The organism is Homoserinimonas sp. A520 (assembly GCF_054489245.1).
Genome location: NZ_JBTMWX010000002.1, coordinates 1 through 16,899, shown reverse-complemented (window position 1 = coordinate 16,899; position 16,899 = coordinate 1). Strand labels below are relative to the sequence as shown.

Below are 16,899 nucleotides of genomic sequence, written 5' to 3'. Positions count from 1 at the left end.
GGGCTACTTGAACGGGTCGGGCGTCAGCGTGTACTTGGTGGAGAGATACTCGTGGATGCCCTCGAGCCCGCCCTCACGGCCGAGCCCGGACTGCTTGACCCCGCCGAACGGCGCCGCCGCGTTGGAGAGCACCCCCACATTCAGCCCCATCATGCCGGTGTCGAGCGAGTCGATCAGCCGCTGGCCACGAGCCAGGTCCTCAGTGAAGACGTAGCCGACCAGGCCGTACTCGGTGTCGTTGGCCATCCGCACCGCCTCCGCCTCGTCACTGAACGTCGTGATCGACAGCACCGGCCCGAAGATCTCCTCGCGCAGGATGTCGCTGCCAGCCACAACGCCGGTCACCACGGTCGGCTCGAAGAAGGTGCCCTCGCGGTCGATCGCGTTGCCACCGGTGAGAACGGATGCTCCGCGAGACACGGCATCCGCCACCAGCGCCTTCGCTTTGGCCACCGCGCGGTCATCGATCAGCGGCCCGATGGTGACGCCGTCGTCGGTGCCGCGCCCGACCGTGAAACCGTTCACCCGCTCGGTGACCCGCGCGGCGAACTCCTCGGCGACGGACTCGTGCACGATGAACCGGTTGGCGGCGGTGCAGGCCTGCCCGATGTTGCGGAACTTGGCCATCATCGCGCCATCAACCGCCTTGTCGAGGTCGGCATCGTCGAACACGATGAACGGGGCATTACCGCCGAGCTCCATCGAGGTGCGCAGCACGCCGTCGGCGGCCTGCTTGAGCAGCGCGACGCCGACCGGGGTGGAGCCGGTGAAGCTGAGCTTGCGCAGCCGCGGGTCGGTGAGCACCGGCTCGGAGACCGCACCAGAGGACGATGTCGTCAGCACGTTGACGACACCGGCGGGCAGCCCGACCTCCTCCAGCAGCTTGACGAAGTGGAGCGTCGTCAGCGGCGTCAACGCTGCCGGCTTGACGATCACGGTGCAGCCTGCGGCGAGCGCCGGCGCGATCTTGCGGGTGGCCATCGCCAGCGGGAAGTTCCACGGGGTGATGAGGTAGCACGGTCCGACGGGTCGCTGCGACACGATCATCCGCCCGGTGCCCTCCGGGTTGGAGCCGTAACGTCCGGCGATACGCGGCGCCTCCTCACTGAACCAGCGCAGGAACTCGCTGCCGTAGGTGACCTCGCCCTGCGACTCGGCCAGCGGCTTGCCCATCTCCAGCGTCATCAGCAGCGCGAACTCGTCCTTGCGCTCCCGCATGAGGTCGAACGCCCGCCGCAGCAGTTCGCCTCGCTCGCGCGCCGGGGTCGCAGCCCAGGCGTCCTGGGCGTTCGCCGCGGCATCCATGGCCGCGCGCGCGTCGTCCGGCGTGGCATCCGCGATCTGCTTGATCGTCTTGCCGGTGGACGGGTCCTTCACATCGAGCGTCTTCCCCGAGGTCGACGCACGCCACTGGCCGCCGATGAACAGCTGGTCGGGAACGGATGCGAGCAGTTCTGATTCAGTCATGGTGATACTCATTCCTTGAGGGTTAAGAGACGCTGGCGAGGCCGTCGGCGAGCACCTGCAGGCCCTCGTCGAGCAGTGCGTCGCCGATGGAGAGCGGAGGCAGCAGGCGGATGACGTTGCCGTACGTTCCGCAGGTCAGCAGGATGACGCCGTTGCGGTGGGCGTAGGCCGCAACCTCCTTGGCGAGGGCGGCATCCGGCTCGGTGGTGCCCGGCTTGACCAGCTCGATCGCGACCATGGCGCCGCGTCCGCGCACGTCGCCGATGCGGGCATCCGTCGACTGGATGCCACGCAGCCGGTCAAGCAGCACGTCACCGAGCTGGGCGGCGCGGGCGACGAGGCCCTCATCCTCGATGGTCTGGTAGCTGGCGAGGGCGGCGACGCAGGCAATCGGGTTGCCGCCGTAGGTTCCGCCGAGGCCGCCGGGCATCGGGGCGTCCATGATCTCGGCGCGGCCGGTGACGGCGGCCAGCGGGAGTCCGCCGGCGATGCCTTTCGCTGTCACAATCAGGTCGGGGACGATGCCCTCGTGCTCGGAGGCGAACAGCGCGCCGGTGCGGGCGAATCCGGACTGCACCTCATCGGCGATGAACACCACGCCGTTGGCGCGAGCCCAGTCGACCAACGTGGGCAGGAATCCCTCGGCCGGAACGATGAACCCGCCCTCGCCCTGGATCGGCTCGATGATGATCGCGGCCAGGTTCTCGACGCCGACCTGCTTCTCCATCTGGTCGATGGCGCGGGCGGCAGCCTCGGCACCGGTCAGGCCGTCCCGGAACGGGTACGACATCGGCGCCCGGTACACCTCGGAAGCGAACGGGCCGAATCCACTCTTGTACGGCACGTTCTTCGCGGTGAGAGCCATGGTCAGGTTGGTGCGGCCGTGGTAGGCGTGGTCGAATGCGACGACCGCCTGCCTGCCGGTGTACGCGCGGGCGATCTTGACCGCGTTCTCGACGCCCTCCGCTCCGCTGTTGAACAGGGCGGAGCGCTTCTCGAAGTCGCCGGGGGTGATGCGGTTGAGCAGTTCGGCGACCTCCACATACGAGCTGTACGGGGTGACCATGAAGCAGGTGTGGGTGAACGCCTCGACCTGCGCCTTGACCGCCTCGACAACGGCGGGCGCCGCGTTGCCGATGGTGGTGACGGCGATGCCGGAGCCCAGGTCGATGAACGAGTTGCCGTCGACGTCGACGAGCACTCCGCCACCGGCCGCAGCGGTATAGACGGGCATGGTGGTGCCGACAGCGGATGAGACGGCCTGGCTCTTGCGGGCGGCCCACTCCTGGGAGTTCGGGCCGGGCACGATGGCGCCCGCCGTCCTGACCTGGTCGAGTTTCGGTCCACCAGTGATGGTCGCAGCCTGCATGTTGCACTCCTAATCGGTAAGTCCTGATCTCAGGCTAGTCCGCGCATCCGTCCCAGTCGTTATCATCTTTGCCCTGCAGGAACCCGAAATTTGTGCAACGATGCCATATGCCGTCTGTCGCCGAGATCATCGCCATCCCCGCGTTGTCGCTCGATGCCGTCGCCCTCCCGCGACCGGATGCGCAGGCGCGCTGGGTCGCCACCAGCGAGCTGGACGACCCATCTCCGTTCCTCGAGGGGGGCGAGATCCTTCTCACCACCGGCCTGGTCGCGCGTGACGCCGCCCAGTGGCGACGATTCGTCGGGCAACTGCTCGATGCCGGCGTCGTGGCGCTCGGATTCGGGGTGGGACTCAGCCACCCGGATGTTCCGGGCGGGCTTCGCAAAGCAGCCACCGAGCTATCGCTCAACCTCTTCAGCGTGCCACGGCCGGTGCCCTTCATCGCCGTGAGTCGCGCGGTCGCCGACCTGCTGTGGGCCTCCGAACGGGAAACTGACCGCCAGGCGCTGCAGCACCAGCAGGAGCTCACCGGCGCCGCCATCGGAGGGCCGGCCGAACTGGTGGCGACCCTCGCCAGGATCGTCGGCGGCGACGCGGTGCTGTGTACACCAGACGGAACCACGATCGCCGGATGGCCGGCAGCCGGCCTGCTGGAGCGCGCACTCCCGCACATCGCCAGGATGAACGCGGTCGGCGTCCGTGGCGCCGCCGTCGACATCGGGCGCGACTCCCGGGTTGTGGTGCTGCCCGTGGGGGTCGGGAGCCAGGCAGAGGCGTACCTGGCGGTCGAAACCGACTCGACGGCGGCAGGCGCGCAGCGCGCGGCCGTCACCACCGCCGTCGCCCTGCTCAGCCTGGACCGGGCGAGAGCGCGTGCCGAGCTCGACGCCGACCGTCGCATCCGGGCGGGCGCGCTGTCACTGGCACTGCAGTCCGACACGGACGCCGCCCGATCACTTCTGGCTGGCACAACGCAGAGCGCCACGCTGCCCAGGTCCCGTGCGCGGGTGCTGCGTGCGCGCGGGTCGAGCAGTGCGCTGGATCGCGCCCTCACCCAGCTCGAACGCGACTCAGCCGAGCTCGGGCATCCGCTCGCCGCCCGCACCGAGCCGGGGTCGGACACCGACCAGCTTGTCGCGATCATCCAGGCCGGGGACGAGCACCTGGAGGTCGCCCTGCGGCTGCTCGGTGGGCTGGAGGTCGGCGTCGGCCCGGCGCGCCCGCTGGCGGCGCTCGCCCAGAGCGACGACGGTTCCCGCAACGCGCTGGCCGCGGCATCCGCTGTTCGCCCGGTGGTGGTGTGGACCGAGCTCGCCCGGGCCGGCATCGACAGCCTGGTCGACCCGGGCACCCTGTCTGCGTTCGCCGAAAGCCTGCTCGACACGGTGCTGACGAGGGCGGATGCCACGGAGCTGCTCGACGGCCTCCGCGCCTTCCTCAGCCACAACGGCCACGTCGGTCCGGCCGCGGACAGCCTCGGCATCCACCGGAACACCCTCCGCAACCGGCTGGCGACAGCCGAAGACCTGCTCAGCCGGTCGCTGCACGACCCACAGTTGCGTTCAGACCTGTGGGTGGCGCTGAAGCAGGTGGGCGGCCCATCGGCGGGCTCCTGGAGCCTGGGCGGTACCGCTCGCTGAACCGGGCGGCTCTTCCCGAACGATGACGGAGTTCGTCTTCGATGACGGTGTTTGAAACAGGGTCATCGACGACAAACTCCGTCATCGTCGAGGAGTCGCCGCGATTACGCCCCTTCGCGCGCCAGGAAGTCGCGGATGCGCTGCTGCAGCGGCTCGGTGTCGTAGCCCTTCACCATCGCACCCGCCATGCGCACCGGGTCGCCGAAGAAGAAGTACTCGTACAGCGCCTGCCTGCTTGAGAACCCGGAAATCGAGGCGTCGTAGGCGAGCTTGAACAGCTTGATCCGCTCCGGCCCGGTCAGCGACTTTCCCTGCAGGTACAACTCGATGTCGCCGATCGCCTCGCTGGCGATGTCCGCCTCGCCGGGCAGCGCCATCAGCCCGCTGGCACAGAACTTGCGGATGATCTGCGGGAAGCGCTGGGCCACCTTCGGATACCAGTTGCGCGCCGCGTTCAGGGTGGACCACTTCGGGGTCATCATCCCCCACTGGTTGAGTTCGGCATCCGCTTCGGCCGCCCGCATGAGCGCGCGCCCGATCTCGACGTCAACGATGAGCTCGGCCACGTCCTCCTGGATGTGCTGGAAACCGTCGATGCCGATCGAGTCGGCGATCTCGGTGGCGAGGCCCAGGAAGAACTCGCTCTTGGCGATGGTGCGGGTGACCACCTGCTGGGTCATCAGCGCGCCGGCGCCCGTCTCGGTGTAGAAGGCGTTGCAGAGTTCCGGATGCCCGAGCAGGAAGATCCGCTCGTTGGGGATGAAGACGTTGTCGAAGACGACGACAGCGTCCATCTCCTCGAAGCGGCTCGCCAGCGGCTCGTCGAAGTGGCTGCCGCCGTTGTGCAGCGAGGTGCGGCACAGGTAGCGGAGGCCGGGGGCGTCGTTCTGGATGGCAAAGGCGTAGGAGTACGGCGCGTCCTCCGGGGTGCCGCGCAGCACCGTCGACGGGAACACCAGCAACTCGTCGGCGATCGGCGCGACCGTGGCGAGCATCCGCGCACCGCTGATGACGATGCCGTCCTCGCGTTCCTCCACGATGCGGGCGGAGAGCTGGCCGCCCAGCTGCTCGCTGCCCGAAACCGAGCGGTTCACCTGCGGCGGGATCAGCGTGTGGGTGGCCAGCAGGTCGTTCTCGCGGGCGAACTCGTAGTAGTTGCGGATGCGTTCGCCGTACTCAGGTCCGGCCTGCGAGAACCACTTCTCGGCGGCGGCGAGCGCGGTCAGCGAGCTGTTCATGTAGTCGCCGGTGCGGCCGAGGAAGCCGTTCGTGTACTCCGCCCACACCTTGATGCCGGCGCGGCGGTGTTCGAGGTCTTCAATGGTCTTCGGGATGAGGAACGAGACGCCGACCTTGTCGCCGGTCGAGGGCGAATCGTAGGTGAGGGCATCCGCGTACTGCGGGTCGTGCTGCAGGTCGAACAGCTTCGCGTAGGTGCGCGCGACATTCTTGAATGCCGGATGCTCGGCGACATTCTCGCTGACCACCTCACCATCGATGGTCAGATGCGGTCGCATCGAGTTCAGCTTGTCGAGGTACTGCTGTCCGGTACGTGCTCCCATGTGGGTGACTCCTTCGTCTGTGGTTAGGCGGGTTGAGCTTGTCGAAACCAGCCGAGCCCCGTCGAGGCACCGGCCGGCACTGTTACAGCAGGGCCTCGTGGCCCAGCAGGTATTCGGGGATGGTGGTGAAGCGTCCGTTGACGAAGCCGAGGGCGTCGCCTGCGCGGTAGTCGAAGTCCTGCACTTCGCCGAGGAACAGCGTGTGGTCGCCTCCGGGGTAGGTCGCCCAGGGCGTGCACTGGAAGTAGGAGAGCACACCGCTCAACCGGGGCGCCGTGTCGCCCTCGACCCACAGTGGCTCGGCCCCCGGCTTGCCGGCGAAGTGGCTGGCGATTGCCTCCTGCTCGGCGCCGAGGACGTTCACTGTGAACGGTCGCCCCTCCAGTTGGTCGTGGGCGTTCGTTGTGTGCGCGATGCTCACCAATACGAGTGGCGGGTCCATGGAGACGGACGTGAAGGAGTTGACCGTGATGCCGTGCCTGCCGCGCCCCACTTGTGCTGAGCTCGTCGAAGTGTCGAAGGTGACGACCGCGACGCCGGTGGCGAACCGTCCGAGGCTTCCGCGGAACAGGTGTTGCTGAGAGCGGTACAGCTTGGACTCCGGCTTGAACCCGCCGGTCTGTGGTGCGGTGGCAATCATCGTCGATCCCTCGTGGGTCTTTGTGCGGCACTAGCCGACTGTGTTCTATAATCGAACACGACGTTCTCTATAAGAACGATAACTCATTCAGACCGATGATGACAAGGTGCCGACGGCGATGACCCAGGAAACCCCGCACTCCCAGACGCTGTCCCGCGGCATCCGCGTGCTGGAGATTCTCGCCGAGTCCACCGCGCCGATGACCATCGCCGAAGTGGCCGGGGCGCTCGGAGTCCACCGCTCGATCGCCTACCGGATCCTGCGCACGCTCGAGGATCACGGAGTCGTCGTGCGCGACGCATCCGGCGCTCTTTCGCTGGGCCCACGGATGGCGGCGCTCGCCCGTGGAGTCTCCCGCGACCTGCAGGCCGCCGCCCTGCCAGAACTGACCGCGGCCGCGAACGAACTCGGGATGACGACCTTCATGTCGCTGCTCGACCGGCACGAGGTGGTCACCCTGGTCAGCGTCGAGCCGCGCCACGCGCACGCCGCGGTCGCGCAGAGGCCCGGGACGCGGCATCCGCTCGCCGTCGGAGCCCCAGGCATCGCGATCCAGTCCGCACTCAGCGAAACACAGTGGCAGGCGGTCTCACCCGGTGAGCCCAAGCGCCGGGAGGCGGCGGATGCTGCGACGCACGGTTACGCCACCAGTCACGATGAGGTCATCGCCGGGTTGCAGTCGGTCGCGGTCCCGCTCACGCTTGCCGGGCATCCGCCGGCGTCGGTGGCAGTGGTCTACGTCGCGACTGAGCTCTCGGTGGAGCAGATTTCCGCACGGCTCACCACCGCGGCCGCCGCTATCGCCCGGGAACTGTGATCCCGGGAACTGTGACTGGGCTCAGCGGACGACGCGGAAGCCTCCAGCGCTCGCCAGGGCAGCGTCGATCGCATCCACGTCGACCGTCACACTGTCCAGGTGCTTGACGAAGAGGTCGGCAGTCTCGGATTCGGTTACCTCGAATGCCGCCGCGCCGAGGCCCAGGTCGGCGAAGACGTCGTAAAGGGACTGGAGTGCCAGGTTGACGTCCTCCTGGGTGCGCACTCCCGAGACACGCAGGCTGGTGGAAGCAATGTGGTCGTTCATGGTCAAATCCTTCCATTCAGGGCCTGCAGTGCGGAGTCCTCGCGGGTTCCGCCTCGCCCATCGCCATACTCGGCATAGTCGGCGACCCAGCGGATCGACCGCACCCACTTGACCATCTTGTACCCGTGGTTCGATTCGACCCTCATCCGCGCCGGAGCACCGAGGTGCAGGTCGAGCGGCTCACCGTTGCGCTCGATTGCCAGAATCGTGTCATCTTCAGCGGCAGTCTCCAGGTCGTACACGGAATAGAACGGTTCGCGCGGACGGTTGTCGATCATCTTCTGCGCCAGGCCGTACGACTCGACGAGCACATAGTTGGCGCCCTCCGGCCTGGGGCCGAGCAATTCGAGCAGGTCGGTCAACCGCACCCCTGACCAGCGCGAGGTCGCCGACCAACCCTGCATGCAGGTGTGGGTCGCGATGTACGAACGTTGCGGCAGCTTGCGGATGTCATCGAGCGTGAGCACCATGGACTTCCCGCTGAGGTCGTCGCCGATCGTGATGGTGTAGCCCTCCCAGTTGCTGTCGCGAGAGGCGATCCACTCGGGAGACTCGTCCACGGTCGGAGGCAGCCCGTTGGTCCAGTGGAACTCGGAGATGTCTTTCTCCGTATATGCGCCCTGCTCTGCGCTTCGCGGACGCATCCAGTTGAGGAAGACCTTCCGGCCGATCTCGGTGAGCCTCACCAGGAAGTTGTGCGCACGCGGCCGGTCGGCCAGAGTCCAGTAGCTCAGGGCGATCCAGAACACGATCACCGCGACGATGGTGGCGATCATGATGACAAGAGCCTGGGCGTAGCGGGCGGTGTCCACGTCGCCGAAGACCATGTGGACGACGTTGTTCTCGCGGTGCACGAGGAACACCAGGCACACGTGCATGACGATGAACCCGGCCATCATCACCATCGCGATGAAGTGCAGCGACCTCGCCCCCTGGTGCCCACCCCAGAACTTCACGTACCAGGGATAGCGGGAGCGGATGGCCGGTGACATGGCGACGCCGGTGAGCATCATGAACGGCGCGAGGATGAAGATGACAAAGGTGTAGCCGAGCATCTGCAGTGCGTCGTAGGGCTGGAAGTGCTCAATCGACGGGACGCCGAAGCCGGCATAGATAACGAAGGACTCCCAGGCCTCGGGGATCACTTCCCACGAGGTCGGGATGATTCGCTGCCAGAGTCCGGTGGCGAAGAGCAGAATCACGTAGACGAGGCCGTTGAGCACCCACAGCATCACTGACAGACCGTGCCAGTGTCGCCCGAGCCCGACGTTCTCGCGGCCGGGGAGCGAGAGGAGTGGCGAGAGCGACTTCTCGTCCATCAGGGAGGTGTAAACACCCTCCTCCTTCGGCAGCTTCCGCCTGGTGAAACGCAGCCACTCCTTGCCGGGGGCGCTGTCATTGCTCCACCACAGTCGGGGCAGCGACGACAGGATCTCCCAACCGGAGCGCAGCAGCATGCCGATGAGCACGAAGTTGATCAGGTGCGTGGCCTGCAGCCAGAACGGGAAATCGGGATTGCTATTCATGTTCTACTCGCTCCTTCGACTGCCCTGCCTTGCGGTGCTCGTACGGTCAGGCTACCAATCAGCCGAGTCGTTTGGCAGGCGGCAGGCACCTTTCGAAGCACACCCTTTGCTCCGCGGTGCCCGCCGCATAGACTTCCCATCGACTGGCGTCCATGACGCGTCGTCAGAGGGGGTAGCAGATGCCTGGACCTGATAGCCCGGTGATGTTCTCGCCGGCCGAAATGGCCGCTGTTGCCGAGAACGCCCTGGCACACAAGGCCCTCAATCATCCGTACCGGGCATTCATGCTGTCCCTGTCGGGCGGAGGTTACATCGCCCTTGGTTTCGTGTTCTTCACCACGAGCCAAATCGGCACCTCTGACGCGCTCGGTTACGGCATGGGGCGGGTGATCGGTGGCCTTGCCTTCTCGGTGGGCCTGGCCCTCGTCGTCCTCACCGGTGCGGAGTTGTTCACCTCCACATCGATGACGCTGGTGGCGCGCGCTTCGGGCCTCATCACCTGGCCTCGGCTATTCATGCACTGGGGCATCGTGTACATCGGCAACTTCTTCGGTGCCGCAACGATCCTGGCGCTGTGCTGGTTCGGCGGCACCTGGCATCAGGCGGGTGGACGATGGGGGAAGGTGATTCTCGACACCTCATTGACCAAGCTGGAGCATCCGTTCATGGAGGCTTTCTTTCTCGGAATCGCGTGTAACCTCCTGGTCTGCCTCGCCGTCTGGGTGGCCTTCGCCGGTCGCACCATCACCGACAAGGTGCTGGCCGTCACTGGCCCGATCGCGCTCTTCGTCGCCGCCGGGTTCGAACACTCGGTCGCCAATATGTTCATGGTCCCGTTCGGCATCCTCATCAAGGACCTGGCCGGCCCCGAGTACTGGGCAGAGGTCGGCGCAGCCCAGGCCGATTATGCGCTTCTCACCTGGGGCCAGTTCTTCGCCGGAAACCTGCTGCCGGTGACTCTCGGCAACATCATCGGCGGCGGCATCATGATCGGCGCCTACTACTGGCTCATCTTCCGGCTCGGCGAGAAGCACCAGCTGACCGACTAGCGAGAACGGGGCTGGGTAGAACGCTCGACACTGCCCCCAGGATGATATACGATTTCGTACACTATGACGATGACGCAGAGCGACGACGGTTTGACGTACCCCCTCGGAACGGCTGGCAGCCTGCTGGCGACCCGCCCGGGCAAGGTGATCGCCGTTCACCTCAACTACCCGAGCCGCGCGGCCGAACGCGGGCGCACGCCGGAACAGCCGGGCTACTTCCTGAAGCCCGCCACCTCCCTCAGCGCCTCCGGCGGCACTATCGAGCGACCGGCCGGATGCGAGTTGCTGGCCTTCGAAGGCGAGATCGCCCTGGTCATCGGCCGGACGACCCGTCGCGTCACGCCGGAGGAAGGGTGGGCATCCGTCTCCCACGTCACCGCCTCCAACGACTGTGGCGTCTACGACCTGCGCTACGCCGACAAAGGCTCCAACCTGCGATCGAAGGGTGGCGACGGGTTCACCCCGATCGGGCCGGTACTGATCAAGGCGGCGGATGTCGACCCAGCCGCCCTGCGCATCCGCACCTGGCTGAACGGTGAGCTGGTGCAGGAGGACAGCTCGTCGACGCTGCTCTTCCCCTTCGGCCTGCTCGTCGCCGACCTCTCGCAACTGATCACGCTGGAGCAGGGAGACGTCATCCTGACCGGAACCCCGACGGGGGCATCCGTGATGCAGCCGGGCGACGTCGTCGAGGTCGAGGTGGACGGCAGCGGTCACACCACCGGGCGCCTCGTCACCACCGCCACCCAGGGCACGGAATCCCTCGGCGCGTTCAGCGCGCAGCCGAAAGCCGATGACACGCAGCGGGCCGAAGCGTGGGGTGCCACCCTCCGCGGGTTGAGCGAGGCCCTCCTCACCCCCGAACTCAAGGCGCGCATCAACTCGGTCGGCACCGCAACGCTCAGCTCGCAGCTCCGCAAGCGCGGACTCAACAACGTCAGCATCGATGGCCTCACCTCAACGAAACCCGAGAAACGGCTGGTCGGCATCGCCCAGACCCTCCGCTTCATCCCGAATCGCGAAGACCTGTTCACCGAGCACGGCGGCGGCTACAACGCCCAGAAGCGCGCGTTCGACGCCCTCGGACCCGACGACGTGCTGGTGGTCGAGGCCCGCGGCGAGCGCGGCACGGGAACCGTCGGCGACATCCTCGCGTTGCGCGCCCAGGTGAACGGAGCAGCCGGCATCGTCACCGACGGGGGCGTGCGCGACCTGGTTGCTGTGAGCGAACTCGACATCCCCACCTATCACGCCGGCCCGCACCCCGCGGTGCTCGGCCGCAAGCACGTTCCGTGGGACACCGGCCTGACGATCGCCTGCGGCGGCGCAGCGGTGCAGGCCGGCGACGTGATTGTCGGCGACGCCGACGGGGTGCTGGTCATCCCCCCGGCCATCATCGAGGAGCTGGTGACGGATGCCATCGAGCAGGAACGCCAGGAAACCTTCATCGCCGAGATGGTCGCCGCGGGCGAAGGGGTGGACGGCCTGTACCCGATGAACGCCGACTGGAAAGCGCGGTACCAGCAATGGCTGCAGTGACAGCACCTGGCAAATCGCAGCTGGCCTATCAGTCGATCAAGCAGCGCATCAGCGACGGAACGTTCAGTCCGGGCTACCGGCTGGTGCTGAACCGGCTGGCCGATGAGCTCGGCGTGAGCGTCGTCCCGGTGCGCGAGGCGGTGCGGATGCTCGAGGCCGAGGGCCTCGTCACCTTCGAGCGCAACGTGGGTGCCCAGGTCGCCATGCTCGACCCGGACGAGTATCGCACCACCATGCAGACGCTCAGCCTGGTCGAGGGTTATGCCACCGCGACGTCAGCGCCATTCATGATCGCGGACGATATCGCCCGCGCCCGCGCCATCAACAAGCGGATGCTGGACAGCCTGGACCACTTCGACCCGGTCACGTTCACCCGGCTCAACCTCGACTTCCACGGCGTGCTGTTCGAGCACTGCCCGAATGCGCACGTCCTCGAACTTGTCCATCGCGGCTGGGCCCGGCTTCGCGCACTGCGCGAGTCGACGTTCAGCTTCGTCCCCGGCCGGGCGCAGGGCTCGGTCGATGAGCACACGCACCTGCTCGACCTGATCGAGCGTGGAGCAGAGCCGCTCGACATCGAGCTCGCCGCCCGCAACCACCGCTTGGCAACGCTCGACGCGTTCCTCGACCACCAGCACGACCGGAAGGAAACCGCATGAAGTTCCGCAGCGACCCCAGGCAGATCACCGGCTCGATCGCCCCGGTCATGTCGCCGTTCCACGCGAACGGGGAACCGGACCTGAAAAGCCTGGAAAATCTCATCAACTGGCAGATCGCATCCGGCGCCCACGGCATCTCGATCGGCGGCTCAACCGGGGAGCCGAGCGCGCAGTCGATCGAGGAGCGGGCATCCGCCATCAAGCTGGCCGCCCGCGTCATCGACGACCGAGTGCCGTTCGTGCCGGGGACCGGCACCTCAAAGCTTGCCGAGACCCTCGAATTGACCAGCATCGCCCGCGACGCGGGGGCGGATGCCGCGCTGATCATCACCCCGTACTACGCCCGTCCCACCCAGGAGGCGCTGTACGTCTGGTACAAGACGGTGGCCGACGAGTTCCCCGACCTGCCGATCATCATCTACAACGTGCCGTCGCGTACCGCCGTCGACATCTCGCCCGAGACCGTCGCCCGGCTGTTCCACGACGTCGACAACATTGTCGGCATCAAGGAGACCACGAAGGACTTCGAGCACTTCTCCCGGGTCATGCACCTGTGCGGCCCGGACCTGCTGGTCTGGAGCGGCATCGAACTCCTCTGCCTGCCGCTGCTCGCCCTCGGCGGCGTCGGCTACATCAGCGCCACCTCCAACATCGCCCCGGTCGCACACGCCCAGATGTACGAGGCGTGGGTCGCCGGCGATGTCGCGAAGGCCCGCGAAATCCATTACGGCCTGCACCCGCTGGTCGACCTGCTCTTCGTGGAGACCAATCCGGCGCCCGGCAAGTGGGTGCTCGAACAGCTCGGGCTCATCGAGTCCGGTTTTGTGCGCCCACCCCTGATCACGCCGACGGATGCCGGCATCGACAAGATCAAGACCCTCATGACGGCGGGCCAGCAGTACCTCTCCCCCGTCGACGGCTTCATGATTGGAGGCAAGTAATGACTCATCACATCCCGGCGAACCTGCCGAAGAAGATCCTGCACTTCATCGGCGGCGAGTTCGTCGACAGCGTGTCGGGCAGCACCTTCGACGTGCTCGACCCGGTGTCGAACCAGGTCTACGTGAAGGCGGCTGCGGGCCAGGCTGAGGACATCGACCGCGCCGTTGCGGCCGCCAAGGACGCGTTCGACAACGGCCCGTGGCCGCGGATGCTCCCCCGAGCCCGCGCACGCGTTCTCAACAAGATCGCGGATGCCGTCGAGGCCGAAGACGCGAAGCTCGCCGAATTGGAGAGCTTCGACACCGGTCTGCCGATCACCCAGGCGCGCGGGCAGGCGCAGCGGGCGGCGGAGAACTTCCGCTTCTTCGCCGACCTCATCGTCGCCCAGGCCGACGACACCTACCAGGTTCCCGGCCGCCAGGTGAACTACGTCAACCGCAAGCCGGTCGGCGTCGCCGGGCTGATCACCCCGTGGAACACCCCGTTCATGCTGGAGAGCTGGAAGCTCGCCCCGGCCCTCGCCTCCGGCTGCACCGTGGTGCTGAAACCAGCCGAGTTCACCCCCCTGTCGGCGAGCCTGTGGGCGGAGATCTTCCGCGAGGCCGGCCTGCCGGACGGCGTCTTCAACCTGGTCAACGGACTCGGTGAGGAGGCGGGCGACGCGCTGGTGAAGCATCCGGATGTCCGCCTGATTTCGTTCACCGGCGAGACGACAACCGGCCAGCTGATCTTCGCCAATGCCGCACCGATGCTGAAGGGCCTGTCGATGGAGCTGGGCGGCAAGTCCCCCGCCGTCGTGTGGGCGGACGCCGACCTGGACGCCGCCATCGACTCGACCCTGTTCGGCGTCTTCTCGCTCAACGGCGAGCGCTGCACGGCAGGCTCGCGCATCCTGGTCGAGCGCTCCATCTACGACGAGTTCTGCGAGCGTTACGCCGCCCGCGCGAAGAACATCGTCGTCGGCGACCCGCACGACCCGAAGACCGAGGTGGGTGCGCTCGTGCACCCGGAGCACTACGACAAGGTGATGAGCTACGTCGAAATCGGCAAGGGCGAGGGACGGCTGCTCGCCGGAGGCGGGCGCCCGGAGCACCTTCCGGACGGCAACTACGTCTCCCCCACCGTGTTCGCCGACGTGAAGCCGGATGCGCGCATCTTCCAGGAGGAGATCTTCGGGCCAGTCGTCGCCATCACCCCGTTCGACACCGACGAGGAAGCGCTTGAGCTTGCGAACGGGGTCAAGTACGGGCTGGCGGCCTACCTGTGGACCAGCGACCTCACCCGGGCGCACAACTTCGCCCACTCGGTGGAGGCCGGCATGGTGTGGCTGAACTCGCACAACGTGCGGGACCTCCGTACCCCGTTCGGCGGCGTCAAGGCCAGCGGGCTCGGGCACGAGGGCGGCTACCGGTCCATCGACTTCTACACAGAACAGCAGGCCGTGCACATCACGCTCGGCGAAGTGCACACCCCTCGATTCGGAGCATCCGCATGACCCAGCCGCCCTGCGCAATAGTGCCCGTTCCGGAGAGATGCACCCGGCAGAACAGGCACATCTCTCCGGAACGGGCACTTTCAGAGCAAGGATTCGCACATGAGTAACGCCCCCGACATCATCCGCTCCGCCTACGCCGAGCTGATCGTCAGCGACCTGGCCGCATCGCGCCACTTCTACGTCGACGTGCTCGGCCTGGTGGTCACGCACGAGGACGAGAACGCGATCTACCTGCGCGCCTTCGAGGAGTACCTGCACCATTCCCTGATCCTGCGCACGGGCCCGGTGCCCGCGCTGGCGGCGCTCGCCTACCGGGTGCGGTCGCAGGATGAGGTGGAGGTCGCCGCCACCTACTTCGAAGAGCTCGGATGCCCGGTCGAGCACCGGGCGGCCGGAGCAACCCGCGGGGTCGGCGAAGCGGTGCGCGTCGAGGACCCGCTCGGCTTCCCGATCGAGTTCTTCTACGACTCCGACCACGTCGAACGCTTCACCCGGCGCTACGACGTGCACGGTGCCGGCGCCATCTCGCGACTGGACCACTTCAACGTGGTGACCCCGGACATCCGCGTCGCCAGCGACTACTACGAGGGCCTCGGCTTCAAGGTGTCTGAAGACATCCAGGATGAGGACGGCACCGTTTTCGCGTCCTGGATGTACCGCAAGGCCACCGTTCACGACGTGGCTCTCACCGGCGGCGACGGACCACGAATGCACCACATCGCCTTCGCCACCCACGAGCGCCACCAGATCCTGCACATCTGCGACCACCTGGGCGCACTGCGGATGTCTGACCGCATCGAGCGGGGACCGGGTCGCCACGGGGTGTCCAACGCGTTCTACCTCTACCTGCGCGACCCCGACGGCCACCGCATCGAGATCTACACGCATGATTACTACACCGGCGACCCCGACAACCCGACCCTCACTTGGGACGTTCACGACAACCAGCGCCGGGACTGGTGGGGAAACCCGGTCGTGCCCAGCTGGTACTCCGAGGCATCCACCGTTCTCGGGCTGGACGGTCAGCCGAAAGCACTGGTGCACCGCCAGGAGGAGAAGGAGGCGGACGTCACCATCGGCGCCGACGGCTTTTCCTACACACGTGCCGGCGAAGCGATGCCCGAGTACAAGCTCGGCAACCAGCTGTAACCCCTGCAGGTCGACTCCATCCCAACCGCGAGCCGGTTTGTTGACCGCCGGGCGCATTAACCCGCTGTGCTGTGACGGGACATCGTTGACTGTTGTGGTCAGGACATCGCTGACACGTTTCCGTGTTTGACTCTGGTTCGGCCGTCTGGTCGTTCCAGTGGTTGATAGTTTATGGCCGGGTTCAGGATCAGCTCGCGGAGCAGGTGTTCGCGGTGGAATATCAGGACGTGTAGTCCGGTGGTGAAGACGGTCACGGGGAGATGGGCGAACTCCACTCCGACCGGGATTCGGGACGCTGCCGCTTGGAGGGTGCCTCTTTTATCGGTGCGTGTGGTCGTCACGAAGGTGACCGGTTCCAGGGCTGCTTGGATGGGCTTGTGGCGGATGCCCTGAAGCCGCCGGTCCCTGGGCGTGTCACCGTCGAGGCTTTGGTGGGGACGCATGTTGTATCCGACGCGGTAGCTATCCAGCAGCTGTTGCAGTTCGACGATCGTGGCCGGAGCAGGTTGGTGGCGAAGCCAGCGTTGCGAGGTTTGGTGGGAGCGTTCATTCTTCCCGTTGGTTTGCGGGTGGTAAGGCCGGGAGGTGATCGGCTTCACGCCGAGCTGTCGCAGGTTGTTCTCAAATTGGACGGTGAAACCCATCCGTTTCCCGGAGAACGCGAGGCCGTTGTCGGACAGGATCATCCTGGGTTTCCCATAGCGGTGGATCGCTTGGGAGACGCATTCCCAGGCGCCAGCGGTGTCCTCGACCGGCCAAGCCAGGTTGGCGAGCTCAT

15 protein-coding genes are annotated in these 16,899 nt (G+C 66.6%); 8 read left to right on the top strand and 7 right to left on the bottom strand.

Annotation, left to right across the window (positions count from 1 at the left end; translation table 11 throughout):
- Nucleotides 1-3: 3 nt before the first annotated feature.
- Both ACX3PH_RS04585 and gabT read right to left on the bottom strand, forming a co-directional pair.
- Nucleotides 4-1,467, bottom strand: coding sequence for an NAD-dependent succinate-semialdehyde dehydrogenase (locus ACX3PH_RS04585; protein WP_459089883.1), 1,464 nt, complete (start codon nt 1,465-1,467; stop codon nt 4-6).
- A gap of 22 nt (nt 1,468-1,489) precedes the next feature.
- Nucleotides 1,490-2,836 (bottom strand): 4-aminobutyrate--2-oxoglutarate transaminase, encoded by a 1,347-nt coding sequence (gabT, locus tag ACX3PH_RS04580; protein WP_459089881.1) that lies wholly within the window; start codon nt 2,834-2,836, stop codon nt 1,490-1,492.
- A 107-nt stretch (nt 2,837-2,943) separates the two neighbouring features.
- Between gabT and ACX3PH_RS04575 the strand changes: the two genes are divergently transcribed.
- Complete coding sequence (locus tag ACX3PH_RS04575) at nt 2,944-4,476, top strand: PucR family transcriptional regulator (protein WP_459089879.1); 1,533 nt, start codon at nt 2,944-2,946, stop codon at nt 4,474-4,476.
- Between the two features lie 104 nt (nt 4,477-4,580).
- Here the strand turns inward: ACX3PH_RS04575 and hpaB are convergent, their stop codons facing one another.
- On the bottom strand, nt 4,581-6,038 hold the full coding sequence (gene hpaB / locus ACX3PH_RS04570) for a 4-hydroxyphenylacetate 3-monooxygenase, oxygenase component (RefSeq protein ID WP_459089877.1): 1,458 nt from the start codon (nt 6,036-6,038) through the stop codon (nt 4,581-4,583).
- Between the two features lie 82 nt (nt 6,039-6,120).
- Nucleotides 6,121-6,678, bottom strand: a complete 558-nt coding sequence (locus tag ACX3PH_RS04565; protein ID WP_459089875.1) for a flavin reductase family protein — start codon at nt 6,676-6,678, stop codon at nt 6,121-6,123.
- Between the two features lie 118 nt (nt 6,679-6,796).
- On the opposite strand from ACX3PH_RS04565, the gene ACX3PH_RS04560 reads away from it, so the two are divergent.
- Nucleotides 6,797-7,495 (top strand): IclR family transcriptional regulator, encoded by a 699-nt coding sequence (locus ACX3PH_RS04560; RefSeq protein ID WP_459089873.1) that lies wholly within the window; start codon nt 6,797-6,799, stop codon nt 7,493-7,495.
- Nucleotides 7,496-7,516: 21 nt separating this feature from the next.
- Here ACX3PH_RS04560 and ACX3PH_RS04555 read toward each other — a convergent pair whose 3' ends face one another.
- Nucleotides 7,517-7,762 carry a hypothetical protein gene (locus ACX3PH_RS04555; RefSeq protein WP_459089871.1) on the bottom strand — a complete coding sequence of 82 codons (246 nt, stop codon included), beginning with the start codon at nt 7,760-7,762 and terminating at the stop codon, nt 7,517-7,519.
- A gap of 2 nt (nt 7,763-7,764) precedes the next feature.
- Entirely contained in the window at nt 7,765-9,288 is a 1,524-nt protein-coding gene (locus ACX3PH_RS04550; RefSeq protein ID WP_459089869.1) for a molybdopterin-dependent oxidoreductase, read from the bottom strand.
- A gap of 179 nt (nt 9,289-9,467) precedes the next feature.
- Here ACX3PH_RS04550 and focA point away from each other — a divergent pair, with 179 nt between their 5' ends.
- From focA to hpaD, 6 genes are all read left to right on the top strand, one after another.
- Nucleotides 9,468-10,337 carry a formate transporter FocA gene (focA, locus tag ACX3PH_RS04545; protein ID WP_459089867.1) on the top strand — a complete coding sequence of 290 codons (870 nt, stop codon included), beginning with the start codon at nt 9,468-9,470 and terminating at the stop codon, nt 10,335-10,337.
- Between the two features lie 69 nt (nt 10,338-10,406).
- Entirely contained in the window at nt 10,407-11,876 is a 1,470-nt protein-coding gene (locus ACX3PH_RS04540) for a fumarylacetoacetate hydrolase family protein (RefSeq protein ID WP_459089865.1), read from the top strand.
- The gene (locus tag ACX3PH_RS04535) at nt 11,864-12,535 is read left to right on the top strand and encodes a GntR family transcriptional regulator (RefSeq protein WP_459089863.1); all 672 of its coding nucleotides are present in this window, start codon (nt 11,864-11,866) and stop codon (nt 12,533-12,535) included. Before ACX3PH_RS04540 ends, ACX3PH_RS04535 begins: the two co-directional genes overlap by 13 nt.
- Entirely contained in the window at nt 12,532-13,476 is a 945-nt protein-coding gene (gene dapA, locus ACX3PH_RS04530) for a 4-hydroxy-tetrahydrodipicolinate synthase (protein WP_459089861.1), read from the top strand. The genes ACX3PH_RS04535 and dapA overlap by 4 nt, the downstream gene beginning before the upstream one ends.
- A complete protein-coding gene (gene hpaE, locus ACX3PH_RS04525) occupies nt 13,476-14,972 on the top strand; it encodes a 5-carboxymethyl-2-hydroxymuconate semialdehyde dehydrogenase (protein WP_459089859.1) in 1,497 nt (498 codons plus the stop codon). The genes dapA and hpaE overlap by 1 nt, the downstream gene beginning before the upstream one ends.
- A gap of 99 nt (nt 14,973-15,071) precedes the next feature.
- Nucleotides 15,072-16,121: a 3,4-dihydroxyphenylacetate 2,3-dioxygenase gene (gene hpaD / locus ACX3PH_RS04520; RefSeq protein WP_459089857.1), complete on the top strand. Its 1,050-nt coding sequence runs from the start codon at nt 15,072-15,074 to the stop codon at nt 16,119-16,121.
- A 98-nt stretch (nt 16,122-16,219) separates the two neighbouring features.
- Here hpaD and ACX3PH_RS04515 read toward each other — a convergent pair.
- The coding region (locus ACX3PH_RS04515; protein WP_459089855.1) for an integrase core domain-containing protein at nt 16,220-16,899 on the bottom strand (680 nt) is incomplete at its 5' end.